Source organism: Massilia sp. 01N410, assembly GCF_056399665.1.
Window position 1 is genome coordinate 18,598 of sequence record NZ_JBFTRV010000032.1, and the last position, 25,550, is coordinate 44,147.

24 protein-coding genes, 1 rRNA gene and 1 pseudogene are annotated in these 25,550 nt (G+C 65.4%); 8 read left to right on the forward strand and 18 right to left on the reverse strand.

The window, feature by feature from the left end; translation table 11 throughout:
* Position 1 precedes the first annotated feature (1 nt).
* A complete protein-coding gene (pyrE, locus tag AC1DOP_RS26380) occupies positions 2-658 on the reverse strand; it encodes an orotate phosphoribosyltransferase (protein ID WP_477254241.1) in 657 nt (218 codons plus the stop codon).
* A 35-nt stretch (positions 659-693) separates the two neighbouring features.
* A complete protein-coding gene (locus AC1DOP_RS26385; protein ID WP_477254243.1) occupies positions 694-3,306 on the reverse strand; it encodes an ATP-binding protein in 2,613 nt (870 codons plus the stop codon).
* Positions 3,307-3,532: 226 nt separating this feature from the next.
* On the opposite strand from AC1DOP_RS26385, the gene AC1DOP_RS26390 reads away from it, so the two are divergent.
* Complete coding sequence (locus AC1DOP_RS26390) at positions 3,533-4,303, forward strand: exodeoxyribonuclease III (RefSeq protein WP_442124720.1); 771 nt, start codon at positions 3,533-3,535, stop codon at positions 4,301-4,303.
* Here AC1DOP_RS26390 and AC1DOP_RS26395 read toward each other — a convergent pair.
* From AC1DOP_RS26395 to gshB, 8 genes are all read right to left on the reverse strand, one after another.
* On the reverse strand, positions 4,291-5,241 hold the full coding sequence (locus AC1DOP_RS26395) for an RluA family pseudouridine synthase (RefSeq protein WP_477254245.1): 951 nt from the start codon (positions 5,239-5,241) through the stop codon (positions 4,291-4,293). The two genes, AC1DOP_RS26390 and AC1DOP_RS26395, sit on opposite strands and share 13 nt — an antisense overlap.
* Positions 5,225-6,124 carry a M48 family metallopeptidase gene (locus AC1DOP_RS26400; protein WP_442124722.1) on the reverse strand — a complete coding sequence of 300 codons (900 nt, stop codon included), beginning with the start codon at positions 6,122-6,124 and terminating at the stop codon, positions 5,225-5,227. The genes AC1DOP_RS26395 and AC1DOP_RS26400 overlap by 17 nt, the downstream gene beginning before the upstream one ends.
* 65 nt (positions 6,125-6,189) lie before the next feature.
* Entirely contained in the window at positions 6,190-6,807 is a 618-nt protein-coding gene (gene metW, locus AC1DOP_RS26405; RefSeq protein ID WP_442124723.1) for a methionine biosynthesis protein MetW, read from the reverse strand.
* The gene (gene metX, locus AC1DOP_RS26410; protein WP_442124724.1) at positions 6,804-7,958 is read right to left on the reverse strand and encodes a homoserine O-succinyltransferase MetX; all 1,155 of its coding nucleotides are present in this window, start codon (positions 7,956-7,958) and stop codon (positions 6,804-6,806) included. The genes metW and metX overlap by 4 nt, the downstream gene beginning before the upstream one ends.
* Before the next feature lie 11 nt (positions 7,959-7,969).
* Complete coding sequence (gene ptsP / locus AC1DOP_RS26415; RefSeq protein WP_442124725.1) at positions 7,970-9,727, reverse strand: phosphoenolpyruvate--protein phosphotransferase; 1,758 nt, start codon at positions 9,725-9,727, stop codon at positions 7,970-7,972.
* Positions 9,728-9,768: 41 nt separating this feature from the next.
* On the reverse strand, positions 9,769-10,038 hold the full coding sequence (locus AC1DOP_RS26420) for an HPr family phosphocarrier protein (protein ID WP_442124726.1): 270 nt from the start codon (positions 10,036-10,038) through the stop codon (positions 9,769-9,771).
* Positions 10,039-10,058: 20 nt separating this feature from the next.
* Positions 10,059-10,463 carry a PTS sugar transporter subunit IIA gene (locus tag AC1DOP_RS26425; RefSeq protein WP_442124727.1) on the reverse strand — a complete coding sequence of 135 codons (405 nt, stop codon included), beginning with the start codon at positions 10,461-10,463 and terminating at the stop codon, positions 10,059-10,061.
* A 1-nt stretch (position 10,464) separates the two neighbouring features.
* Complete coding sequence (gene gshB / locus AC1DOP_RS26430) at positions 10,465-11,412, reverse strand: glutathione synthase (RefSeq protein WP_442124728.1); 948 nt, start codon at positions 11,410-11,412, stop codon at positions 10,465-10,467.
* Positions 11,413-11,606: 194 nt separating this feature from the next.
* On the opposite strand from gshB, the pseudogene AC1DOP_RS26435 reads away from it, so the two are divergent.
* Positions 11,607-12,089 (forward strand): annotated as a pseudogene (locus tag AC1DOP_RS26435) (class I SAM-dependent methyltransferase); the annotation flags it as partial.
* Positions 12,090-12,324: 235 nt separating this feature from the next.
* Here AC1DOP_RS26435 and gshA read toward each other — a convergent pair.
* The 4 genes from gshA to AC1DOP_RS26455 form a co-directional block, all read right to left on the reverse strand.
* Complete coding sequence (gshA, locus tag AC1DOP_RS26440; RefSeq protein ID WP_442124729.1) at positions 12,325-13,626, reverse strand: glutamate--cysteine ligase; 1,302 nt, start codon at positions 13,624-13,626, stop codon at positions 12,325-12,327.
* 133 nt (positions 13,627-13,759) lie between these two features.
* Positions 13,760-15,310: an ammonium transporter gene (locus AC1DOP_RS26445; RefSeq protein WP_477254249.1), complete on the reverse strand. Its 1,551-nt coding sequence runs from the start codon at positions 15,308-15,310 to the stop codon at positions 13,760-13,762.
* Positions 15,311-15,320: 10 nt separating this feature from the next.
* The gene (locus tag AC1DOP_RS26450) at positions 15,321-15,659 is read right to left on the reverse strand and encodes a P-II family nitrogen regulator (protein ID WP_442124731.1); all 339 of its coding nucleotides are present in this window, start codon (positions 15,657-15,659) and stop codon (positions 15,321-15,323) included.
* A 12-nt stretch (positions 15,660-15,671) separates the two neighbouring features.
* The gene (locus tag AC1DOP_RS26455; protein WP_442124732.1) at positions 15,672-16,424 is read right to left on the reverse strand and encodes a TorF family putative porin; all 753 of its coding nucleotides are present in this window, start codon (positions 16,422-16,424) and stop codon (positions 15,672-15,674) included.
* A gap of 273 nt (positions 16,425-16,697) precedes the next feature.
* Here AC1DOP_RS26455 and AC1DOP_RS26460 point away from each other — a divergent pair, with 273 nt between their 5' ends.
* Positions 16,698-16,958, forward strand: a complete 261-nt coding sequence (locus AC1DOP_RS26460; protein WP_442124733.1) for an accessory factor UbiK family protein — start codon at positions 16,698-16,700, stop codon at positions 16,956-16,958.
* Positions 16,959-16,961: 3 nt separating this feature from the next.
* Here the strand turns inward: AC1DOP_RS26460 and AC1DOP_RS26465 are convergent, their stop codons facing one another.
* Both AC1DOP_RS26465 and AC1DOP_RS26470 read right to left on the reverse strand, forming a co-directional pair.
* Entirely contained in the window at positions 16,962-17,258 is a 297-nt protein-coding gene (locus tag AC1DOP_RS26465) for a hypothetical protein (RefSeq protein WP_477254252.1), read from the reverse strand.
* 226 nt (positions 17,259-17,484) lie between these two features.
* Positions 17,485-18,510: a hypothetical protein gene (locus AC1DOP_RS26470; protein ID WP_442124735.1), complete on the reverse strand. Its 1,026-nt coding sequence runs from the start codon at positions 18,508-18,510 to the stop codon at positions 17,485-17,487.
* A gap of 156 nt (positions 18,511-18,666) precedes the next feature.
* Between AC1DOP_RS26470 and AC1DOP_RS26475 the strand changes: the two genes are divergently transcribed.
* The 5 genes from AC1DOP_RS26475 (at position 18,667) to AC1DOP_RS26495 (ending at position 23,509) form a co-directional block, all read left to right on the forward strand.
* A complete protein-coding gene (locus AC1DOP_RS26475; protein WP_477254254.1) occupies positions 18,667-20,196 on the forward strand; it encodes a YifB family Mg chelatase-like AAA ATPase in 1,530 nt (509 codons plus the stop codon).
* Positions 20,197-20,268: 72 nt separating this feature from the next.
* The gene (locus tag AC1DOP_RS26480; protein ID WP_477254256.1) at positions 20,269-20,793 is read left to right on the forward strand and encodes a hypothetical protein; all 525 of its coding nucleotides are present in this window, start codon (positions 20,269-20,271) and stop codon (positions 20,791-20,793) included.
* Positions 20,794-20,806: 13 nt separating this feature from the next.
* Positions 20,807-21,541: an ABC transporter ATP-binding protein gene (locus AC1DOP_RS26485; protein ID WP_477254258.1), complete on the forward strand. Its 735-nt coding sequence runs from the start codon at positions 20,807-20,809 to the stop codon at positions 21,539-21,541.
* A complete protein-coding gene (locus tag AC1DOP_RS26490) occupies positions 21,538-23,088 on the forward strand; it encodes a putative ABC transporter permease subunit (RefSeq protein WP_477254260.1) in 1,551 nt (516 codons plus the stop codon). Before AC1DOP_RS26485 ends, AC1DOP_RS26490 begins: the two co-directional genes overlap by 4 nt.
* Positions 23,089-23,167: 79 nt before the next feature.
* Entirely contained in the window at positions 23,168-23,509 is a 342-nt protein-coding gene (locus tag AC1DOP_RS26495) for a DUF1840 domain-containing protein (protein WP_442124740.1), read from the forward strand.
* Between the two features lie 24 nt (positions 23,510-23,533).
* Here AC1DOP_RS26495 and AC1DOP_RS26500 read toward each other — a convergent pair whose 3' ends face one another.
* Entirely contained in the window at positions 23,534-25,273 is a 1,740-nt protein-coding gene (locus AC1DOP_RS26500) for a sensor domain-containing diguanylate cyclase (protein WP_442124741.1), read from the reverse strand.
* 183 nt (positions 25,274-25,456) lie between these two features.
* Positions 25,457-25,550, reverse strand: a 5S ribosomal RNA gene (gene rrf / locus AC1DOP_RS26505); the annotation flags it as partial.

Consider the following 25,550-nt stretch of genomic DNA (forward strand, 5'->3'; position numbering starts at 1 on the left):
CTCAGACCACGCCGTACTGCGCGCGATAAGCCGCCACCGCATCCTTGTGCTCGGCCATGGAAGGGTCGGCCGACAGGTAAGTGAACAGGTCGGACAGGTTGGCGATCGAGATCACCGGAATGCCGTAGTTCTGGCTGACTTCCTGCACCGCCGACAGCGGCGACAGCACGCCGTCCTTGCCACCGCGCTCCATGCGGTCCAGCGCGATCAGCACGGCGCAGGGCTCGGCGCCGGCGGCGCGGATCATGGCCACCGATTCGCGCACCGAGGTGCCGGCCGAGATCACGTCGTCGATGATCACGACCTTGCCCTTGAGCTGGGCGCCGACGATGGTGCCGCCCTCGCCGTGGTCCTTGGCTTCCTTGCGGTTGTAGGCGAAGGAAGTGTCGCGGCCCTTCGCCGCCAGCGCCACCGCGGTGCTTGATGCCAGGGTGATGCCCTTGTAGGCCGGGCCGAACAGCATGTCGAATTCGATGCCGGAATCGAGCAGGGTCTGGGCATAGAACTGGGCCAGCTTGCCCAGCGTGGCGCCGTCGTGGAACAGGCCCGCGTTGAAGAAATACGGCGACTGGCGGCCGGCCTTGGTAACGAACTGGCCGAACTTCAATACTTCGGCCTCGACGGAAAACGCAATGAACTGCTGGCGCAGATTGTCCACGACTTACCCCTGATCTGTACGATAAAACCCGTATTTTAACCGGGGCCTGCGCCGTGGCCTACGGGGCCGGAGCTCACCAGGCGCACCACCAGGTCGGGATTGACCGGCTTGACCAGGTGGTGTTCGAAGCCGGCCTGCCCGCTCCTGGCCTTGTCGGCTTCCTGGCCGTAGCCGGTCAGCGCGACCATGCGGCAGGGATGGCCGTCCAGCAGCGCGCGCATGCGGCGCGCCAGCTCGTAGCCGTCGAGTACCGGCAGGCCGATGTCGAGCACCGCCAGGTCGGGACGGAAGCCCGGTACCGCGGCCAGCGCCGCGATCGGCTCGTGGAAGACCTTCACCTCGTGGCCGTGGGCGGCCAGCAGCCGCGCCAGGGTCTCGGCGCCGTCGACGTTGTCGTCGACCAGCATGATGCGGCTGCGCCCGGTCGCCGCCGCCGGCTCCGGCGCCGGCAGGCTGGGCGCGGCGTCGGCGCCGGGCGTGCGCAGCGGCAGCAGGACCACGAACTCGCTGCCCTTGCCCTTCCCTTCGCTGCGCGCCTCGACCTTGCCGCCGTGGAGTTCGACGATGTTCTTGACCAGCGCCAGGCCGATGCCGAGGCCGCCCTCGGCGCGGTCGATGTTGCGCTTCCCCTGGAAAAACAGGCCGAACACCTGGGCGCGCAGTTCAGGCGTCATGCCGACGCCGTTGTCGACCACGCCGATGCGCAGCCAAGGCTCGCCTTCACCCGCGCCCTCGCGCGCCGCCGTCAGGCGCACGTGGCCGCCCGGTTCGGTGTAGCGCGCCGCGTTCGTCAGCAGGTTCGAGACCACCTGCGCCAGCCGCACTGGATCGCCTTCCCAGCGCAGGCCCGGTTCGATCTCGACGTCGAGGCGATGGCGGCGCTGCTCCAGCAGCAGGCTGGCCATTTCGACCGCCTTGTTCAGCGGCTGGGCGATGTCGACGTGTTCGAACTTCAGGTCGATCTTGCCGCGCGTGACGCGCGAGATGTCCATCAGGTCGTCGACCAGGCGGACCAGGTGACCGACCTGGCGTTCGATGATCTCGCGCTCGCGCAGCGCGGCTTCTTCGCCGCGCAGGCGCATCAGCTGCAGCGAGGTGACGATCGGCGAGAGCGGATTGCGCAGCTCGTGGCCGAGCATGGCCAGGAACTCGTCCTTGGCCTGGCTGGCGGCGGTCAGCTCGGCCAGCAGTTCGGCGCGCTCGGCGTGGGCGCGTTCGATCTGCTGGCGGCTGCGCACATGCTCGGTGACGTCCACCGCCACCAGGATCACGCCGCGCTCGTCGTCCTCGTTCACCTCGTGCGGTTCCAGGCTGAACTTGAGGAAGCGTTCGCGCGGCTGGCCATTGGCATCGTTCAGAACGATCCGCATCTCTTCCGCGCGCACCATCCGGCCGCTGCGGTAGACCTGTTCGAGCAGGTGCAGGGGCTCGCTGTCGCGCAGTTCCGGGAAGGCTTCCAGGTAGGTCTTCCCTTCCAGTCCGCTGCGGCCGACCAGCTCCGTATAGCTGCGGTTGGCCAGGCGGAAGGTGAAGTCCGGTCCGGCCAGGAGGGCCGCGGCCACCGGCGCGTTGAGCAGCATGCGGTCGCGCTGGGCCAGCGCCAGGTCGCGCTCGCGCCTTTCGGTGGCGTCGCGCGTGAAGCAGCGCGTGTAGCGCAGCTCGCCATTTTCGAAGTGGCCGTTCGAGTGGATCAGCACATGCCGGATCGAGCCATCCTTGCAGCGCAGGCGGGCCGGCTGGTCGTACAGGGTTTTGCCACTCGACAGCCGGCACAGGATGCTGCCGATGACGGGCGCGTCGACGTGGAATTCGGCGATGTGGTGGCCGACGTATTCTTCCCAGCGGTAGCCGAGCATCTGCAGTTCGGCGCGGTTGGCCCACAGGATGGTGCCGTCGCCGCCGACCCGGTGCAGGCCCTCGGCCGCGTTCTCGACGAAATCCATGAGCTCGCGCTCGCTCTGGCGCAGGACGGCCTCGGTATCCTTGCGGCGCTCCACTTCGGCTTCCAGCATGCGCACCTTCTGCTCGAGCCTGAGCAGCTTCGGGTCGACGTCGCCGCCAGCCGGCAGGTCCATCGCCACGTCGGCGCAGGCGTGGTCGTGTTCGGCGCAGACCTGCTGGAAGGCGTGTGCCATCTTGTTCGACGGGAACAGGCTCCAGGGATAGCCGCAGAACAGGGCGAACTCGATCCGTTGCGCCAGCTCGTTCCACAGGCGCTCGAGCTCCAGTGCGGCGTCGTAATGCCCGCGCGCGCATAGCAGCGCCACCATCTCGCCGAAGGCATGCAGGCGGGCGCCGCCGGCGCAGGTATCGCGCACGAGGGTGCCGACCACCTCGTCGAAACGCCGGCGGTCCGGCCAGCCGTCGACCAGGAAGCTTTCCAGCGTCGCCTCGGCATCGAGCCAGGCGAGCTGGCCGGGCTGCGGCATGGCGCGGCCTTGCGCGAGCGCGAGGGCATCCAGGCGCCGGCGCAGCGCCTCGCAATGGACGGCGGTGGCGATCACGATGCCCTTGCCGCCGGCGGCCAGGGCCTGGTCGACGAAAGCCGCGACTTCGTCGAGCAGCATGTCGTCGTTGTCATAAAAACGGACGAAATGCCTGTTTTCTCCGTGTTTCCCGGACAGAATGTCGTCGGTCTTGATCAGCACGTAAGCTCCTGTGCATGCATGAAAAGCGCCCGCAGGACGCGGACTCCATCGGAAAGTTTAACACGTTGAAACAGTGGACTTAACAATCATGGCGACAAGCATAGTCATCCATGCACAGTAAACAAAGATGCTTCCCAGCGGCCAAACAACGGCAATATGTTGAGTCAGATCAAAACACGTTACACTCTCCACCTTGAACTCCCGCCTGCCTTTTTCTTTTTGACCCATGCCAAGAATTATTTCTGCGAACCTGAACGGTATCCGCTCCGCCCACAAGAAAGGCTTCTTCAACTGGCTCGCCGGCCAGAACGCCGACTTCATCTGCGTGCAGGAATTGAAAGCCCAGCAAGCCGACATGACCGAGGAATTCCTTGCGCCGCACGGCTACCACGGCCATTTCCACTACGCCGAGAAAAAGGGTTACTCCGGCACCGGCGTCTATAGCCGCATGAAGCCGGATGCCGTCAGGATCGGCTTCGGCTGCGTCGAGTTCGACAATGAAGGCCGCTACACCCGCTGCGACGTCGGCGACCTGACCGTGATCTCGGTCTACTGCCCGTCCGGCTCGTCGTCACCCGAGCGCCAGGAAGCCAAGTTCCGCTTCATGGAGGTATTCCTGCCGCACCTGCAGGGACTGAAGGCCGAGGGCCGCGAGGTCGTCATCTGCGGCGACTGGAACATCGCGCACAAGGAAATCGACCTCAAGAACTGGAAGGGCAATATGAAGAATTCCGGCTTCCTGCCGGAAGAGCGCGCCTGGATGACCCGCATCTTCGACGAAGTCGGCCTGGTGGACGTGCACCGCGTGGTGGCGCCGGAAGCCGTCGATTACACCTGGTGGAGCAACCGCGGCCAGGCCTACGCGAACAACGTGGGCTGGCGCATCGACTACCACGTCGCCACCCCGGGCATCGCGGCCAAGGCCCATGCCGTCTCGATCTACAAGGACGAGCGCTTCTCGGACCACGCGCCTCTCATCATCGACTACGCGCTGTAATCCTTCGGCCACGCCAGCATGCGTTCGCTGGCGAAGCTGCGCGCCTGGCCGGTGAGCGGATCCTCGAAGGCGATGCTGCGCGCCAGCAGTTGCAGGGGCGCCGAGAAGTCGTCGCCCTTGCAGGGCAGCGCCACCGGATAGAAGGCGTCGTTCAGGATCGGCACGCCCAGCGAGGCCATGTGCAGGCGCAGCTGGTGCTTGCGGCCCGTATGCGGGTGCAGACGGTAGCGCGCCAGCGCGCCGCGGCGCTCGATCAGCTCGACCACGGTCTCCGAATTCGGCTCGCCCTCTTCCTGCTTCATCACGAAGAATTTTTCGCCGTCGACCATGCGGCTGCGGTAGGTGAAGGGGAATTCCCGTCCCTCCAGCATGGGCGCCAGCGCCTCGTAGGTCTTGCGGATCGTCCTCTTCTGGAACATCGACTGGTAGGTGCCGCGTGTTTCCAGATTGTGCGAGAAGATCACGACGCCGGCCGTCTCGCGGTCGAGCCGGTGGATCGGCGTCAGATGCGGAAGCGCCAGCGCGCGCTTCAGGCGCACCAGCAAGGTCTCGCGCAGGAAGCGCCCGGTCGGGATCATCGGCAGGAAGTGCGGCTTGTCGACCACCAGCAGGTGCTCGTCCCGGAACAGGATCTTCTCTTCGAAGGGAATCGGCGTCTCTTCCTCGAGCTCGCGGTAGTACCAGATGCGCATGCCCTGGCGCACATGGCTGCCGGCGTCGAGGCGCTCGCCCCTGGCGTCGACCACGTCGCCGCGCGCCAGCCGCTCGGCCCAGGGCGGGCCGGCGACCTCGGGGAAGCGTTCGTTCAGGAAGGCCAGCATGCCGCCGGGGCGGGTTTCCGTGATCCACAGGTAGCTGGGAGCGACGCCGTCGCGCACCGGCAGCGGCACATGGGCATTGGCTTCGGCCTGGTGGCCCTTCCTAACGAACCGCGACATTGCTTCGGTAAGGCGGCAGGCGGTCGACCGAAGTGCCCTTGCTGCGCGCGTACAGCGGCAGCAGCACGTTCATGTGATCCTGGATCTGCTGGATGCGGTTGGCGCCGCCCGGGTGGGTGGACAGCAGGTCGATCGTCGCGCCGCTCTGGTCCAGGGCCGCCATCTTGTTCCACAGGGCGATGCCGGCACGCGGATCGTAGCCGGCGCGAGCCGAAATATCCAGGCCGACCAGGTCGGCTTCGCGCTCTTCGTCGCGCGAGAATTTCAGCACGTAGAGCTGGCCCGCGGTGTTGGCCAGGCCGCGCACGTCGTAGCCCGACCAGGCGGAAAACAGCGCCCCGAGCGCGGACGTGGCCAGGCCGGTGGTAGTGGCCTTGGCCTGGCGGTCGCGCCCGTGTTCGCGCAGGGCGTGGGCGATCTCGTGCCCCATCACGGCGGCGATTTCGTCGTCCGTGAGCTTGAGCTTGTCGATGATGCCAGTGAAGAAGGCGATGCGGCCGCCCGGCATGCAGAAGGCGTTCACCTGGTCCGATTTGAGCAGGTTGACCTGCCATTTCCACTGCTGGGCATCCTGGTTCCAGCGCGTGGTATGCGGGATGATGCGCTCGGCGATGGCGCGCAGGCGCTTGACCTGCGGGTCGCCGGCCGGCACCAGCACACCCTTCTGCTGGGCCTGGCCCAGCAGCGCCGCGTATTGCTGGGCGGCCTGCTGGTCCATCGCGCCTTCCGGCGCCAGCAGGTCGCGCAGGGCGCCGCCTTTCAGCGGCTTGACCGCGATGCCGTCCTGCACCACCTGGCCCTGCTGCCCGCGATCCTGGGCCGGCGCCGCCTGCACGATGCCGCACAAGGCCAGCACGGCCACTGCTTGCTTGAACTTGGTCATGGTCGTCTCCGATGCGGATAGCTGTCATTACGGCGCATCATACACAAGCATATGAAAGCACACTGTTAGGTAACGACCAGATCCTTCTTGCGCAGGCGGAAAACCGCCAGGCTGCCGCGCAGGTTGGGCAGGAAGGACACCACCTGCCCTTCGGCCAGCGCCACGTACTCCAGCACTTCCAGCCCGCATTTCTCGGCCAGGTCCTTGAAGTCGTGGATCGTGGCGTAGCGCACGTTGGGGGTGTCGAACCACTGGTAAGGCAGGGAACGCGACACCGGCATGCGGCCCTTCAGCAGCGCCATCCGGTGCGGCCAGTAGGCAAAGTTCGGGAAGGACACGATGGCTTCCTTGCCGACGCGGACGATGTCGCGCAGGCGCGCCTCGACGTGCTGCATCATCTGCAGCGAGGACAGGCACAGCACCATGTCGAAGGTATCGTCGCCGAACAGGTCCAGGCCCTGCTCCATGTCGTGCTGGATCACGTCGACGCCGCGCTTCGTACTCTCCAGCACCTTGTCGTCGGCGATCTCGACGCCGTAACCGGTGCAGCGCTTGCCGCGCTCCAGGTAGCGCAGCATGGCGCCGTCGCCGCAGCCGACGTCCAGCACGTGCGAACCGGACCGGACCCAGTGGGTGATGAAGGCCAGGTCGGGGCGCAGGGTGTTCAGGTCTTCGAATTTCATGCGGCGTCCCTAGCAGTGCTTTCTTCCCAGATCCGGTCGTAGTAGGCGCGCACGATGTTCATGTAGCGCGGGTCCTCGAGCAGGAAGGCGTCGTGGCCGTGCGGGGCGTCGATCTCGGCGTAGCTGACCTTGCGGCGGTTCGCCAGCAGGGCCTCGACGATCTCGCGGCTGCGCTCGGGCGAGAAGCGCCAGTCGGTGGTGAAGGACGCGATCAGGTACTTGGCCCTGGTGTTCGCCAGCGCCTTGGCCAGGTTGCCGCCGTGCTCGCGCGCGGGATCGAAGTAGTCGAGCGCCTTGGTGATCAAAAGGTAGGTGTTGGCGTCGAAGTATTCCGAGAACTTGTCGCCCTGGTAGCGCAGGTAGGACTCGATCTCGAAGTCGACGCCGAAGTCGAATTTGTACTCGTCGGTCTCGGCGGCGTTGCGGAGCTTGCGGCCGAATTTTTCCGCCATGTCGTCGTTCGACAGGTAGGTGATGTGGCCGACCATGCGCGCCACTTTCAGGCCGTTCTTCGGCACCACGCCGTGTTCGTAGAAATCGCCGCCGTGGTAGTCCGGATCGGACAGGATGGCGGTGCGGGCGACGTCGTTGAAGGCGATGTTCTGGGCCGACAGCTTGGGCGTCGAGGCGATCACGATGCAATGGCGCAGGCGCTCGGGGAACATGATGCTCCAGGCCAGCGCCTGCATGCCGCCCAGCGAGCCGCCCATCACGGCGGCGAACTGTTCGATGCCGAGGCGGTCGGCCAGGCGCGCCTGGGCCGCGACCCAGTCTTCCACCGTCACCAGCGGGAAGGCGGCGCCATAGGGCTTGCCGGTGGCCGGATTGTCGTGCATCGGGCCGGTCGAGCCGAAGCAGGAGCCGAGGTTGTTGACGCCGATGACGAAGAAGCGGTCGGTGTCGACCGGCTTGCCCGGGCCCACCATATTGTCCCACCAGCCGGCGCTCTTCGGCTCGTTCGCGTAGTGGCCCGCCACGTGGTGGGAGGCGTTCAGCGCGTGGCAGATCAGCACCGCGTTGGACTTGTCGGCGTTCAGGGTGCCATAGGTTTCATACATCAGCGTGTAGTCGCCGATGGAGGCGCCGCTTTGCAGGCGCAGCGGTTCGGCGAAGTGCATCGCCTGGGGTGAGACTATTCCAATCGATCCCATGAGCTTCTTGGTTACAGGGTTTGCAGCTGCTCGACGGCCTCGGCGATCGCCGCCGGTTCCATCGCGCGCAGGATGCGGCGGGTGCGTGGGCCCAGCAGGGCCAGGTCGCTGGACAGGATTTCCTGCTTGACCGCCAGCAGCTGGGCCGGATGCATGGAGAATTCGCGCAGGCCCATGCCGAGCAGCAGGCGGGTGAGCTTGGTGTCGCCCGCCATCTCGCCGCATACGGCAACGTCGATGCCCGCCTTGCGGCCGGCCTCGATGGTCATCGCGATCAGGTGCAGCACCGCCGGGTGGAGCGGATTGTACAGGTGCGCCACTTCATAGTCGACGCGGTCGATCGCCAGCGTGTACTGGATCAGGTCGTTGGTGCCGATCGACAGGAAATCCATGCGCTTGACGAACATCGGCAGCGCCAGCGCGGCGGCCGGGATCTCGATCATGGCGCCGACCTCGATGCCGTCGTCGAACTTGACGTTCTGTTCGCGCAGCTGCTGCTTGGCCTGCTCGATCATGCTGAGCGACTGGTCGATCTCGAAGGCATGCGCCAGCATCGGGATCAGGATCCGTACTTTACCGAAGCTTGATGCGCGCAGGATCGCGCGCAGCTGGGTCAGGAACAGCTGCGGCTCGGCCAGGCAGTAGCGGATCGCGCGCAGGCCCAGGGCCGGATTCAGCGCGGTGTGCTCGCTCGGGTCGAGCGGCTTGTCGGCACCGACGTCCAGGGTGCGGATCGTGACCGGGCGGCCCTTCATCGCCAGCACCGCCTTGCGGTACTGCTCGAACTGCTCGTCCTCGTCCGGGACCCGCAGGCCGTGGGCGCCGCGTCCCATGAACAGGAATTCGGAGCGGAACAGGCCGACCCCGGCCGCGCCCGCGTCCAGCGCCGGCGCGCAGTCTTCCGGCAGCTCGATGTTGGCCAGCAGCGTGACCGGGGTGCCGTCCTTCGTGATCGCCGGCGTCTTCTTCAGCTTCAGCAGGCGCTTGCGGGCCTTCAGCAGCGCGGCCTGGCGCGCGCGGTACTGCTCCATCACCAGCGCGCTCGGATTGCAGATCACGACGCCGGCGTCGCCGTCGACGATCACCCAGTCGTCCTGCTCGACCAGGCGCGAAGCCTGGCTCATGCCGACCGCCGCCGGGATGTCGAGGCTGCGCGCGACGATCGCGGTGTGCGAGTTCTGGCCGCCGACGTCGGTGACGAAGCCGACGAAGGAACGGTCGCGGAAGGCCAGCATGTCGGCCGGCGAGATATCGTGGGCGACCACGATCATCTGCGGCTGGAACTCGTCCTCGCCGGCCGGCTTGGCCGGCGGCACGTCCAGCGCGGTGCCCATCAGGACCTTCAGCACCCGCTCGGCGACCTGCTGGATGTCCTGCTTGCGTTCGCGGAGGTATTCGTCCTCGATCTCGTCGAACTGCGCCGACAGCTCGTCGATCTGGGTCACCAGCGCCCATTCGGCGTTGTAGTGGCGGGTGCGGATGATGTCGAGCGGGGCTTCGGAGATCATCGGATCCGACAGGATCAGCACGTGGACGTCGATGAAGGCGCCCAGTTCGGTCGGGGCGTCCTTCGGCAGCTCGGTCCACAGGTCCTGCAGGTTGCGGTGCACCTCGGCGATCGCGTCCCGCAGGCGCTTGACCTCGGCCTCGACCTGCTCTTCCGGCACCAGGTAGTGCTTGACGTCCAGCGCCGCCGGCGTGAGCAGGTGCGCGCGTCCGATCGAGATCCCGCGCGAAACCGGTATGCCATGCAGTGTGAACGATGCCATCGATATTCCTGGAGGGAAGCGGCCGCCTCGGGTATCCGGCATTACTCGCCTTCGCCGAACTTGTCGTTGATCAGTGCCGTCAGGGCGGCGATGCAATCCTGTTCGTCCGGGCCGTCGGCTTCCAGCGTCACCTTGGCGCCCTTGCCGGCGGCCAGCATCATCACGCCCATGATGGACTTGGCGTTGATGCGGCGCGCGTTACGGGTGAGCCAGACGTCGCTCTTGTACTTCGCGGCCAGTTGGGTGAATTTGGCGGAGGCGCGGGCATGCAGGCCCAGTTTGTTGATGATCTCGAGTTCCTGTTGAATCATGTTCTCGTTTTAGTAAGAATTCAGCTACCTACGCGGATCCGGTTGTCGACCCTGACCGCGCCGTTCTGGGCGCCCGCCAGCGCCATCTCGACAACGACGTCGAGCGTGTCGCGGCGATAGGTGATGGCGCGCAGCAGCATCGGCAGGCTGATGCCGGCGATGACTTCGACGCGGCCCGCCTCGGCCAGCGCATTGCAGCAATTGGACGGCGTGCCGCCCTTGATATCGGTGATGACCAGCACGCCGTCGCCCTCGTCCAGGCGACAGATGGCTTCGTGCGCGAGGCGGTTGACCTCTTTCGTATCCTGGTCCGCGGTCACGTCGATCGCCTCGAAGCGTTCGGTCGGGCCGCGGAATACGTGCGCGACCGCCGCGATGAATGCCTGTCCCAGCGGAGCGTGGGTCATCAGCAGAATGCCTACCATGTCATTTCCTGTCAGCTGCCCGCTCGACGGCATCGATGAACATCGCCGCCACGTCGAAGCCGGTCTGGTCGTGGATCTCCTGGAAACAGGTGGGGCTGGTGACATTCACCTCGGTCAGGAAATCGCCGATCACATCCAATCCTACCAGCAACAGGCCACGCTCGGCCAGTGTGGGGCCGAGGGCTTCCGCGATCTCGCGCTCGCGCGCCGAGATCGGCTGGGCCACGCCGACGCCGCCGGCGGCCAGGTTGCCGCGCACTTCGCCGCCCTGCGGGATGCGCGCCAGCACGAACGGCACCGGTTTGCCGTCGATGACCAGCACCCGCTTGTCGCCCTTGACGATGGCCGGGATGTACTTCTGGGCCATGATGGTGCGGGCGCCGTTCTCGGTCAGGGTCTCGATGATGGAACCGAGGTTCAGGGCATCAATCTTGACGCGGAAGATGCCGGCGCCGCCCATGCCGTCGAGCGGCTTGAAGATCACGTCGCCGTGCTCGGCGTGGAAGGCGCGCAGGCGGGTGCCCGAGGACGACACCAGGGTCGGCGAGGTGAACTCGCTGAACTGGGCGATGGTCAGCTTCTCGTTGTGGTCGCGGATCGCCGAGGGCTTGTTGAACACGCGCGCGCCCTGGCGTTCGGCCAGTTCCAGCAGATAGGTGCCGTACACGTATTCCATGTCGAAGGGCGGATCCTTGCGCTGGATGACGGCGTCGAACTCGGACAGGCGCACGGTATCCGCCTGGCCCGCTTCGTACCACTCGTCGGGGTCGCCGGTCAGGGTGATCTCGACCACGTCGGCCGTCACCACGCCCTGCTCCAGCACCATGTGGCGCTGCTCGAAGGCGTAGATCTGGTGGCCGCGGCGCGCCGCCTCCCGCATCATCGCAAAGGTCGAGTCCTTGTAAATCTTGAATCCGGACAGCGGGTCGGCGAGAAAAGCGATTTTCATGTTGGTTCCAGTCGGGACAATGCATCGATTTTAGCCGGAAACGCGGATTCTCGCGGAAAGGCGGCCCGCGGCGCCGGCCTTGCCCGCCGGACCACTTCCCATTGGCAAAGAAGCATTTATTCGGTACGCATTTGCGGGCTCTCAAGCGTGCGCGCAGATGGCTTGCGGATGATGGGCGGCCAGGGGGTTAAACGATGAGCAACCAGGCCGAGCAGGAGCGCATCAACCAGGTCTATCGCCAGTGGCAGGACAGCGCCGCGCCGGCGAGCCATGACTGGCACCGGCCGGACGTCGTGAGCGAGGCGGCGGCGCGCTCGCGCGTGCTGGCGCGGCTGCTGGCATTTACGGTGGGGAAGGATCTGTCGGCGCTGCGCGTGCTCGACGTCGGCTGCGGCAACGGCGGCTTCCTGCGCCAGCTGATCGAATGGGGCGCCTCGCCCGCCCACCTGACCGGCACCGGACTGCAGCAGGAGCGCCTCGAGCACGCCCGCCTGCACACGGCGCCCGGGGTGCGCTGGCACCTGGGGCGGCTGGACGCCTTTCCGGACAACAGCGCCGACCTGGTCAGCGCCGATGCCGTGTTCTCGGCCATCCCCGACGAAGACCAGCGGCGCGAACTGGCCGCCGAGATGTGGCGGGTCCTGAAACCGGGCGGCTGGACGATGATCCTCGACGTCCGCTATGGCAGCCCGCGCAACCCGGGCGTGCGCAAGGTCAGCGATGTCGAACTGCTGCGCTTCTGGCCAACCGACGAGAGGCTGTACCGCACCCTGATCCTGGCGTCGCCGCTGAACCGGATGATGTCGCGCCTGCCCTGGCTGGTGCCGGAACTGCTGGGCGCAATGCTGCCGCTATTGCGCTCGCACTTCGTCTACATGGCGAAGAAGGACGTCCCGGAGGTCCGGAAACGGATCAATAAATCTCCGGATCCGGATCGGTTCGTTCCAGCTCCAGCGACGCCGCCAGCAACGCCAGGCGCGCCACCACGCCGTACACGTAGAAGCGGTTCGGGGCCGCCGTGCCCGGCTTGGCCTTGAGATCCGGCACCGCATGCTGCTGGGAGAACGCCAGCGGCACGAACTGCGAGCCCGGTGCGTTCAGGTTCTGGTCGATGCCGCGTTCGGCGTGGATGCGATAGAAGCCGCCCACCACGTAGCGGTCGATCATGTACACGACCGGCTCGGCCACCGCGTCGTTGATCGACTCGAAGGTCGGCACGCCTTCCTGGATCAGCACGTCGGTGACGGTGACGCCGTCCTTGATGACCGACATCTTGTTGCGCTGCTTGCGGTTCAGGTCCTTCACCTCGGAGGCATCCTTGACGGTCATGATGCCCATGCCGTAGGTGCCGGCGTCCGGCTTGACGATGACGAAGGGCTTCTGGTCCTTCATCCCGTATTCCTTGTACTTCTTCTTGATCTTCGACAGCAGGGCCGAGACGTTATCGGCCAGGCATTCCATGCCCACGTCTTCCTGGAAGTTCACCTCGCCGCACTTGCTGTGCAGCGGGTTCACCAGCCAGGGGTCGATGTCGATCAGCTTGCCGAACTTCTTGGCCACTTCGTCGAAGGCCTTGAAGTGGTTGCTCTTGCGGCGCACCGCCCAGCCGGCGTGCAGCGGCGGCAGCAGCGATTGCTCGTGGATGTTTTCGAGGATGCTCGGGATGCCGCTTGATAAGTCGTTGTTCAGCAGGATGGTGCAGGGATCGAAATCGGCCAGGCCGACGCGGCGGCCGTTGGGCGAGCGCACCAGGGGCTCGACCACCAGCATGTTCCCGTCGGGCAGCGCCAGCGGGGTCGGCTGGGTCACTTCCGGCGACAGCGAACCGAGGCGCACGTGCAGGCCGGTCTGGCGGAAGATCTGCATCAGGCGCTGCACGTTCTGCAGGTAGAAGGGGTTGCGGGTATGGCTTTCCGGGATCAGGAGCAGGTTGCGCGCGTCCGGACAATACTTGTCGATCGCGGCCATGGCGGCCTGCACCGTCAGCGGCAGCATCTCGGTCGACAGGTTGTTGAAGCCGCCCGGGAACAGGTTGGTATCCACCGGCGCCAGCTTGTAGCCCGCGTTGCGCAGGTCCACCGAGCAATAGAACGGCGGCGTGTGCTCCTGCCACTCGAGGCGGAACCAGCGCTCGATGGCGGGGGTGGCTTCGAGAATCTTCTTTTCCAGGTCCAGCAGGGGACCGTTGAGGGCTGTGGCAAGGTGGGGAACCATGGTGACGTCCTTGGGGCTTCTTAGCGATGTGGGAAATGCGACATGGGGGCTCGCGCCCCCTTTTTAAAGACCAATTATCCCATCGGAAATAAAAAAGCGCCCCGCAGGGCGCTTTTAGCGACACGGGGCCTGATCAGGAATGATAAGCCGATTCGCCGTGGCTGGTAATATCCAGGCCCTCGCGTTCCTGCTCTTCCGGCACCCGCAGGCCGATCACGATGTCGACCAGCTTGTAGGCGATCAGGGAGACCACCGCCGACCACAGGATGGTGGTGCCGACCGCCTCGAGCTGCACCAGCACCTGGCCGGCGATCGAGTACGGGTCGGCCGACATCTTGTTGGTGGTGTAGTCGAAGATGCCCTGCCCGCCCAGCTGCGGCGCGGCGAACACGCCGGTCAGCAGCGCGCCCAGGATGCCGCCCACGCCGTGCACGCCGAACACGTCGAGCGAGTCGTCGGCGCCGATCATGCGCTTCAGGCCGTTCACGCCCCACAGGCAGACCACGCCCGCCACCAGGCCGATGACCAGCGCGCCCATCGGGCCGACGAAGCCGCAGGCCGGAGTGATGGCGACCAGGCCGGCCACCGCGCCCGAGGCGCCGCCCAGCATCGACGGCTTGCCCTTGGTGAACCATTCGCCGAGCACCCAGGAGACGGTGGCCGCGGCGGTCGCCAGCAGGGTGTTGATGAAGGCCAGCGCGGCGACGTCGCCCGCTTCCAGCGCCGAGCCGGCGTTGAAGCCAAACCAGCCCACCCACAGCAGGGACGCGCCGACCATGGTCATGGTCAGCGAGTGCGGCGCCATGTGCTCGCGGCCGTAGCCGATGCGCTTGCCGATCATGATGGCGCCGACCAGGCCGGCGACGGCGGCATTGATGTGCACCACGGTGCCGCCCGCGAAGTCGAGGGCGCCCTTCTGCCACAGCCAGCCGCCCTTCGCGGTTTCAGCCGCCAGCGAAGCGCTGGTGATGGCGTCCGGACCGGTCCAGAACCAGACCATGTGGGCCACCGGCAGGTAGCCGAAGGTGAACCACAGCGCCACGAAGGCCAGCACGGCCGCGAAGCGCGCGCGCTCGGCGAAGGCGCCGACGATCAGGCCGCAGGTGATGGCGGCAAAGGTGCCCTGGAAGGCGACGTAGATGAACTCGGGGATCACCACGCCCTTGCTGAAGGTGGCGGCGGTCGAGAAGCTCGCCTTGGCCGGATCCCAGATGCCTTTCAGGAATACGCGGTCGAGGCCGCCGATGAAGGCATTGTTCTCGGTGAAGGCCAGCGAGTAGCCGTACAGGCACCACAGCACGATGATGACGGAAAAGATCATGAAGACCTGCATCAGCACGGACAGCATGTTCTTCGAGCGCACCAGGCCGCCGTAGAACAGGGCCAGGCCCGGAATCGTCATCATGATCACCAGCAGGGTGGCGACGAACATCCAGGCGGTGTCGCCCTTCTGCGGCGTGGGTGCGGCGGCGGGAGCGGCCGGGCTTGCCGGCGCGGCCGTCGCTGCTGCCGCGGCGGGAGCGGCCGGGGCAGCAGGAGCGGCTGCGCCGGCATTGGCGGCTGCGGTGGCGGCCGGCGCCGACGCGGCTGGTGCAGCGGCATCCTGGGCCAGGACCGGCAGTGCAGCGCCGAGCGCCATGGCGACACTGAAGCCTGCGATCAGTTTGGTGAGTGTGCGGATCATCGGATTCCCCTTACAGCGCATCGTTGCCGGTCTCGCCGGTACGGATACGGATTACCTGCTCCAGATCGGAGACGAAAATTTTGCCGTCACCGATCTTGCCGGTGCGTGCCGCGCTTTGGATGGTGTCGATCACCTGGTCGACGATGGCGTCGTCGACCGCCGCCTCGATCTTGGTCTTCGGCAGGAAGTCGACCACGTACTCGGCGCCGCGGTAGAGTTCGGTATGGCCCTTCTGGCGGCCGAAGCCTTTCACTTCGGTCACCGTAATACCCTGGACATTGATCTCGGAAAGGGCCTCGCGGACCTCATCGAGCTTGAAGGGTTTGATGATGGCGGTGATCATTTTCATGCGATTGCCTCTTCAGAAAGTTTTTGAAACAGACAGCAGGGCCGCGGACTTCCCGAGGTTTTCTCCGGACGGGCTCAGGTAGCCGCTGGTATTGGCCTTGACGTAAGCCAGCGCCACCGAGCAGACCCCGAGGTCCTTGGTCACGCCGACCTTGTAGTCGGTATAGGACACCGCGCCGTTGTGGCGGACTTCCTGGTGGCCCGCGTGCAGGTTCAGCACGAAGCCGCCACCGACGTCGACGTTCGCGCCGATGTCGAGGTAGCCGCTGCCGCGGCTGTCGGCGGTGCCGAACAGGTTGGTCAGCGAATGCGAGTACTTGACGTAGGCCGGCCCGTAGCCCAGCTGGCCGTAGAGCTCGAAGGTGTTGGCGTTCGGATGCAGGCCGTTATTCGGATAGAAGTAGTACAGGCCGCCGACGTCGTAGGTGATGTCGGCGCTGAGATTGCCGCGCTTGCCGCCATAGATATCCCACTCGACGTTGCCGCTGCCGCCCAGGTCCTTGGTCCATTTGATGGACGAGAGCCAGGTGCCGACGTAGAGGCCGGTCGGGTTATGGACATAGTCGGCGCCGCCCTGCACCGCCGGATCCAGGCGGCTCTGGGACAGGCCGCGGTAACGGTAATCGCTCGTCACCGCCGCGTTGAAGCTGACCTCGTGCTCGGGCTTCTGCTCCTGCTCCTGTGCCCCGGCCAGCCCGGTGCCCAGGCTCCACAAACCCGCCGCGACCATCGCGATGTGCTGCCACTTGCTGCTTCGACGCTTCATACGACACTCCCTGGTAAATGAACTTTGGACCTGATGGGTTTACAATCCGTACTTCGCTTTCCTGTTTTTCTATGTTGTATGTTTGCTTTAGCAGGATGCGTGCCACCCCGGAATGGAGCGGCAGACCTTGTATTCGCAGGCCTCTGCCCCCATTTTTGATATGCCAAAAACATAAATGACGCCGCAAGGGCGTGCGCCACGCAGGTGCACGCACTAAATCAGCGAGGCGCGCACAAAATGAGTGCGCACCACTCGGCTTCACCAAGGACAGAAATGGACATGAATAACTTCTTTAATGATCTGCAGGGCAAGATCAACCAGGCGATCGAGAATTCGCCGGCCAAGGACATCGAACGCAACGTCAAGGCCATGATGACCCAGGGCTTTTCGAAGCTGGACCTGGTGACGCGCGAAGAATTCGACATCCAGGCCCAGGTGCTGGCCAAGACCCGCGCCAAGCTCGACGCCCTGGAACTGCGCGTGGCGGAACTGGAAGCGAAGCTGGCGTCGGTGACGTCGGAACAGAAGGTCTGAGGTTTAACGCAGCACGAGGCGGCGCGTGAGCCGCCACAGCCCGAACAGGACGGCACCGCCCACACTCACGCCGATGACGATGCCCAGCATGACGCCGACCGGATTGCCCAGCCGGGCATCGTCGGCCACGAAGATCAGGATGGCGGCCAGCGCCAGCTGCGCCAGCCAGACGACGCGCAGCGGCCGCAATGCCGCCACATCCCCCCGCCGCCTGAACCGGAGCGCCACATAGAGCACCGGCCCGCACAGCAGGCAGAACAGCAGCGCCAGGATGGCGAAGGTCAGAAGTAGTTTAGGCATCGCAAGACTATACGCGATGCCACGGATCTGGCCGTCAAATAGATATCGGCCGAGTAAGCCGACGGGCTAGAAACGAATAATGGGAAACTAAGTCCTCCTGAACATCATTATTGGAATCGACGGATGAAGCCTTTTTCCGTGCATCAATAACTTTACGCTTGCAGGGGGCGTGATTTGGTGCCAGAGGCGTTCGACGCTTTCATCCATCCAAAGCGTCGATTGCTGTCTAAGTTGACACCTCGTTGGCTCCAGCTTCCTTCGTTTTCCCACGAACGATGTCCAAGTGACGTAAATCATCGACTATGAGATTTACCGAATTGCCCTTCGGACTAGCCTCTAACCTTCCGAGAGCAAAAACCGTGAAGTAGGCAACCGTTGTGTCGGATAGGATCTCTTTAAAGTACTTGCGGAAACGGTAAGCCTCCATTTTTGCCGGGCTCACATACAAAAAAACGAATTTCTTATCGACCCGGTCATAGAACTTCAGCTTGAACCCGGCTCCGTACCACTCGGCAAACGTAGCGCCGCCAAAGATTACACGATTCGTAGTGTCATAGTTTGCTCTGCTGATACGGCAAAAATATTGGTGAAGAGGCATTACTCCTTCATTGGTAACGCGCAGCTCCAATTGGGAAAACTCTTCCGGGCTCAAGGTTACCTTAGCCTCACGATATGTTTCAACCAACCGGCTCAGCTGATTTGTTTTTGTGCGCCCTCCCAATAGCCCTGGCTGCCCCTGGCCGTTGCGATTACGTCCGTTACCATCTCCGACTTCCGGGCCATCATCCCCAGCAGGACCTTGCACATGTGGACGAACGAGGCCATCCCCTTCATCAAGCGATGGATCGAAGTCAGTAACCAGGTCTTTGAGCTTAAGTCGCAGTTTTCGCTGCTTTGTCTCGGCTTCTGTTTCACCGCGTAAGCGGCCGGCTTCGTCCAAATCCGACTCCCACATGCAATCTGGGCTGTGCTCGTCCCAGTTGCGATAGTGCGCAGTCACATACTTCGGTGATTCATTTGCGGCCGTACGATAGTTCACCCCTGATATACGTACTTTTTGACTTCCGCAGTGGGGGTCATCGCAAAAAAAGTGATAACACTCGGGGCGAGGGTCCTCCGAAAGAAAGTGACGACGCGCAGTATCGATGTTGACGGATTCCTTCAGCTCTTCGCAATAAGCGAAGAGGATTCGATTTCTAGTCATTGCGAGCAATCCGGATGCAGAAAACCCAAGCATAACAAGTTGCCACATGGAAATCCAATCACTATCCCATGTCACCCTTCAACTTGGCTTTCACTTGGGCTTGTGGCTCAAACTCGTTAAGAGAGCGCACGTTTGAGCGCACTCAACAGTCGCAATGCCCTCGGCCGCACCATCTGCAAATCTTCAACCTTCCCGTAGACCGCCATGAGTCTCGCAGTACTGCGCAGCCGCGCCCTGGCCGGCATGGACGCGCCCGCCGTCAGCGTCGAAGTGCACCTGGCCAACGGTCTGCCCGGCCTGGCCATCGTCGGCCTGCCGGATGCCGAGGTGCGCGAATCGAAGGACCGGGTCCGCGCCGCGCTGCAGAATTCCGGCTTCGAGCTGCCGAACCGCCGTATCACCATCAACCTGGCCCCGGCCGATTTGCCGAAGGAATCGGGGCGCTTCGACCTGCCGATCGCGCTGGGCATCCTGGCGGCCTCGGAACAGATTCCCAGCGAGGGCCTGGACCGCTACGAGTTCGCCGGCGAGCTCTCGCTGTCCGGAGAATTGCGCCCGATCCGCGGCGCGCTGGCGATGACCTTCGCCATGCATCGCAGCCCTGGCGGCGCCAGGCGCGCCTTCGTGCTGCCGCATGCGAACGCCGACGAGGCGGCGCTGGTCACCGATGCCGCCATCTATCCGGCGCGCAGCCTGCTCGAGGTCTGTGCGCACTTTGCTGCGCAGGCTGCGAATGGAGCCAATGAGGCCCGCCTGGCCCGCCACCGGCCGCCGCAAGCCCTGACGCCGCCGCGCTATCCCGACTTTGCGGACGTGAAAGGCCAGCAGCACGTCAAGCGTGCCCTCGAGGTTGCGGCGGCGGGCCTGCATTCGGTACTGATGGTCGGCCCGCCCGGCGCCGGCAAAAGCATGCTGGCCTCGCGCTTTCCCGGCCTGCTGCCGGCCTTGAGCGACGAGGAAGCGCTGGAGTCGGCGGCGATCCAGTCGCTGGCCGGACGTTTTTCGATCGAGCGCTGGCGCCGCCGGCCCTTCCGCAGTCCGCACCACACCAGCTCGGGCATGGCCCTGGTAGGCGGCGGCGGGGTGCCGCGCCCGGGCGAGATCTCGCTGGCCCATCATGGCGTACTCTTTCTGGACGAGCTTCCCGAGTTCAGCCGCCACGTGCTGGAAGTGCTGCGCGAACCGCTGGAATCCGGCCACATCACGATCTCGCGCGCGGCCCGCCAGGCCGACTTTCCCGCCAGCTTCCAGCTGATCGCGGCCATGAATCCCTGCCCCTGCGGCTGGCTCGGCCACCCGTCCGGCAAATGCCGCTGCAGTCATGACGCGGTGCTGCGCTACCAGGACAAGATCTCGGGTCCCCTGCTCGACCGCATCGACCTGCAGGTGCCGGTGTTGGCGATGGCGCCGGAATCGATGGCGGCCCAGGCCGACGGCGAGGCGAGCAGCCACATCGCCGAACGGGTGGCGCGCGCCCACGCTGTTCAAGTGGCGCGCCAGGGCAAGGCCAACCAGCGTTTGTCGACCCGTGAGATCGACCGCCATTGCGAACTCGACGATGCCGCCGAGCAGTTGCTGCGTAATGCGATGCGCCACCTGCACTGGTCGGCGCGGGCCTATCACCGGGTTTTGAAGGTGGCGAGGACGATTGCCGACCTGGCGGAGGCTTCCCAGGTGCAGTCCGAACACGTGGCCGAGGCGATCCAGTACCGTAGGGGCCTGCTCGACGCCTGAGCGGCGCTGACGAGATTAAATTATTGCAACATTCTACTGGCCGACGACGCGGGGCGCTGATACCATCGCCCCATGAAAATCCGTCTCCCCTTGCCGGTTATTTCCGTCCTGCTGGCCAGCGCCCTGCTCGGCGCCTGCAGCCCCAAGTACAACTGGCGCGACTACGCCAGCCAGGATGCGCCCTACCGGGTCATGTTCCCGGCCAAGCCAGCCAGTGTCACCCGCACCGTCGACCTCGACGGCATGCAGGTCAGCATGACGATGACGGCTGCCGAAGTCGACGGCGCAACCTTCGCGGTCGGCTCGGCCGAGGCACCGGACGAGGAGCATGCGCGCGCCGCGGTGCCGGCCATGGTGCGGGCCCTGACGCGCAATATCGGCGCCGTCGGCGAACGGGCCGCCGCGCACGCCGAATCCGGCGGCAGATCGGTCAGCGACATCGACGTCGCCGGCAGCAGCAACGGCCAGCCGGTGCGCCTGGTCGGCCATTTCGAGGCGCGCGGCAAGCGCTTCTACCAGGTCATCGTGCTCGGCAAGACGAACGCCATGCCGTCCGAGCAGGTCGAGCAGTTCCTCACTTCCTTCACCCTCCGTTGATACGTCCGCTACCATGAACAGCGATACCCCAGCACTGCAGCTGCGCTCCCTGCGCAAGGCTTTCGGCCGCCCGGCCGTCGACGGCATCGACCTGAGCGTCCGCCGCGGCGAACTCTATGCCCTGCTCGGCCCCAACGGCGCCGGCAAGACCACCACCCTGCGCATGGTGACCGGCCTGCTGGCGCCGGATGCCGGCCAGATCGAGGTGCTCGGCATCGATCTCGCGGCCAACCCGGCCGCGGCCAAGCAGAAGATGGCCTACCTCCCCGATGACCCGATGTTGTACGGAAAGCTGAAGCCCACCGAGTACCTCGAATTCGTGGCCGGCCTGTGGGGCATCACGCCCGAGGATGCCGAGCCGCGCGCCCGCCGCCTGCTCGACTGGCTGGACCTGACCAAGCACGCGCACGAACTGACCGAGGGTTTTTCGCGCGGGATGAAGCAGAAGCTGGCGCTGGCCGGGGCTTTGATCCACGAACCCCAGCTGCTGATCCTGGACGAGCCGCTGACCGGCCTGGACGCGGCCGCCGCGCGCCAGGTGAAGGACTTGCTGGTCTCCCACGTCAACCAGGGCGGCACCGTGATCCTGACCACCCACATCCTCGAGGTGGCCGAACGCCTGGCGCAACGCATCGGCATCATCCGCCAGGGCCGCCTGATCGCCGAAGGCACGCTGGCCGAGTTGCGCGAGCGTACCCTGGGCGGCAGCCTGGAAGACGTGTTCCTGCAGCTGACGGAGCAGGCGTGAGCGCGCCGCCGGGATCGAGCCGCTGGCTGCTGCGCCATGAGCTGCGCATGGCCTGGTATGGCGCCGCCGTGAATGCGGGCGGCAAGCGGCGCATGAGCTGGGTCAGCATCGCGGTGTGGGTGCTGGCCTGGACGCTGCTGCACGTGGGAGCCTTTGCCGTCCTCCGCAAGCTCGGGCCGGACGGCGTCATGGATCCGCGCATGGCGATCCTGGCGACCTTGGCGCTGGCGGCGATCGGCACCTTCATGCTCTCGAGTTCACTCAAGGCCAGCGTGCTGGCGCTGTTCGAGCGCGGCGACCTCGACCTGCTGCTGTCTTCACCCCTGCCCTCGCGCAGCATCTTCACGGTGCGCCTGCTGGGCGTGGTCCTGGCTTGCGCCGCCCTCTATCTGTTCCTGCTCGGGCCACTCGTCCACGTCGGCGTGGCGCTCGGCCAGTTCCGCTGGATCGGCGTGTATGTGGCGATTGCGACCACGTCGACCTTGATGGCCTGCCTCGGCATGCTGCTCACGCTGGCGCTGGTACGCCTGCTCGGCGCGCGCCGCACGCGGGTGCTGGCGCAGGTGCTCAGTGCGGTGGCGGGCGCGCTGCTGTTCCTGCTGTCGCAGTCGTTTTCGCTGGTGTCGCAGACGGCCGGCGGAGGTGCGGCCCAGCGCACGCTGCAGCACCTCGCGGAGTCCCCATGGCTGGCACCCGGCAGCCCGCTGTGGCTACCTGGCCGTGCCGTGCTCGGCGAGCCGCTGCCGATGCTGGGCATGGCCGTGCTGGGCATCGCCGCCTTCATGCTGACGGTCGACCGCACCCACCGCTTCTTCGTGCATGGCGTGCAGGAGGCGGCCAGTACGGCACGTGCGATCGCCAGGCCGCAGGGGGCCTTGCGGATGCGCTTCCGGCGCAGCCTGTTCGATACCGTGGTGGTCAAGGAGTGGCGCCTGATCGCACGCGATCCGCACCTGATTTCGCAGGTCCTGCTGCAGCTGGTGTACCTGGTGCCGCTGCTGTTCCTCATCCTGCGCAAGAACGATTCGCCGGGTCCGGCGATCGGCGCCGGCCTGGCGCTGCTGTGCAGCTCACTCACCAGTTCCCTGGCCTGGATCATCGTCTCGGCCGAGGATGCGCCGGACCTGCTGCAATCCTCCCCCGCCGCCGCGCGCACGATCGGCCTGGCCAAGCTGGCCGCCGTGGTGATGCCGCCGCTGCTGCTGGTCGCCCTGCCCCTGCTGTGGCTGATGGCGCGTGCGCCGCTGGCCGCGGTGCTGATCGGCTTCGTCGTGGTGGGCACCATCTTGAGTGCGGCCCTGATCGTGAAATGGCTGGGGCGCCCGGGACTGCGCAGCGATTTCAAAATGCGCGGCAAGGAGAACTTCCTGTGCTCGGTGTTCGAGATCGTCAACACGCTTTGCTGGGGTGGGCTCAGCTGGCTGCTGGTATCGCTGGCGGCCGAGCAAGGCGTGGCGGCCGGGTCGACCGCCCTGTTCGCGGCCGGGGTGCTGGCGGCCGCGCTGCTGGCGCTGCTGCTGGCCTGGCTGCTGCGGCGCCGGGCATGAGTCCAAAGTGGCGCCGCGCACCGACATCGCGCGGCGAGTCGTGTTATCGTTTGGTTACTCATGAATGAACGAGAAAGCTATGCTAATCACCTTCAAATCCAAAGCCTATCCCAACGTCCTGATGATGCAGGAACATGCCATGCGCATCCTCGACCTGCTGCGCAAGGACCCGGAGCGCGGCGTCATCACGGCGGCCGAAGCCACCAAGGCTGTACAACTGCTCGAGCATGAAATCGAGGAGAGCCGCAAGCACCAGGTCACGGACGAAGTCGAGCAGGACGTCAAGGCCCATGCCGGCGATGGCGAAGATGCCGAACACGAACCGATCGAAATGGTCAGCTTCCCGACCCGCGCCTATCCGCTGCTGGAAATGCTGCGCGCGGCGCGCGACCAGGGCGCCGACGTCCTCTGGGGCGTCTGAGCCGTCTTCTTCTACAGCGAGGCGTCAGCGCGCCTCGGTGGACACGGCTTCCGCCGGCGCGACCGCGATCCGGCTCTTGCCCTTGCGCTTGGCCTCGTACATGGCCTGGTCGGCCCGGGCCAGCAGGCGCGCCGGATCCGGCGCCTGGTCCGGCATGTGCAGGGCCACCCCGATACTCGCCCCCACCTGCACGCTGCCGCCATTCAGGGCATAGGGCCGGGTGAGCTGGGCCAGCAGGATCTCCGCCTTGGCGGCGGCGTCCAGCTCGTCGCTCAACATCTCCAGGATCACCACGAACTCGTCGCCCGCAAGCCGCGCCGCCATATCGGTCTCGCGGATGCCCGCCAGGATGCGGCCGCCGAACCGGCGCAGCAGCTCGTCGCCCTCTTCGTGGCCGCGGGTATCGTTGACCAGCTTGAAGCCATCCATGTCGAGGAACAGGACCGCGCAGGGACGCCGCAGGCGGGCCGCACGCGCCATCGCTTCCGGCAGTGTCTGCATCAGGGCGCGCCGGTTCGGCAGGCCGGTCAGCAGGTCGCGCATCAGCAAGCCTTCCAGCTCGGCGGTGCGCGCGGCCACCGTTTCCTCCAGATGCGCGTTCATCTGCTCGAGCGCCGCGCGGTGGCGGCGTTCGTTGCGGATCAAGCCGCGCAAGGCCTTGGACAAGACTTGTGCTTCATGGAAGCCGCCGGCTGCGGGAATCGCTTCCGGCACCGCTTGCTCGGGCGCCTGGGCGATATTTTCCATGGCGCCGCTCAGCGACTTCAGGGGCGCCACGATGCGCCGGGCCATCAGGGCCGCCAGTGCGGCCAGGACCCCGGCAAGAAGCAGGCTGAACCACATTGCACGGCGCTCGAAACGGTGGGCCGAGGCCATCGCCGCCTGTTCCGTCTGGCGCACCAGGACCGCCCAGTGCAGGGAAGCGCGCTCGCGGCTGCGTCCACTCTGGCTGTAACCCGTCACATAGGTATGGCCGTCCGGCCAGCGCTCCGTGATGGCGCCCGTCTTGCCCTGCTGGGCCAGCCTCAGGCTTTCCGTCGAAATGCACTTCTCGAGGATATCGTCGGGGCCGAGCAGGACCACGCCGTCGCTGCGCACGACGATGATCTCGGCGCCGATATCGCGCTGCGCCGGCGTCAGCAGCTCACGGGCAAGGCTGCGCGCCCAGGTCCAGCTCAGGTGGATGGCGAGCACGCCGCGCAGGGCGCCTTCGTCGTCGCGGATCGGCCCGGCGATGTCGACGAAACGCCAGGGATCGCTTGACCGCGGCAGCAGTTTGCCGAGCAGGGCGGCCGGATGATAATCGATGGCCGTCACCTCCTGCTCGCCGGTATGGAACCAGGGGCGCGAACTGACGTCGCGATTTTCCAGCAGTCCAGCGGTCGCGGCCAGCACCTTGCCGTCGGGCTGGGCGATGCCGATCCAGGCGTAATTGCTGAAATGGCGCTGCAGGTTCTCGAGAATCTCGCGCGCTGCGGCCGGATCGGCGGGATGGCGCAGTTGCGGCAGGGCCGACAGCAGGTAGACGTCGCGCACCGCCTGGTCCAGGGTGCGGTCGAGCGAGTCCCGCATCTGCCAGGACAGCTGCTGCAGGCGCAGTCTGGCCTGTTCGGAAGCGTGTTGGTTGGCGTAGTGATCGACGAGCAGCAGCTGGAGCAGCACCGTGATCGCGACTGTCAGGCAGGAGAAGGACACCAGCAATGCCGCAAGGCGGAAATATCTGGCCCGCCTGGGCCGCGGAATGGTGTCGCTGCTGTCAGTCATATTGAGTGTCGGATAACAAAAGAGCGCAATGCTACCGTACATACACCTGCTGACTCCAGCGAAAACTTTCCCTATATAAGAATTTGTTGCGGATTTGCCTATACAAGTTAGCTGCAGCTATGTAGAGCGCAGAAAAGCAAAAAGCCCGCTCAATCGAATTGAGCGGGCTTCTGCGAATAATTAGCCTGACGATAACCTACTTTCACACTGGTTGCAGCACTATCATCGGCGCAAAGTCGTTTCACGGTCCTGTTCGGGATGGGAAGGGGTGGTACCG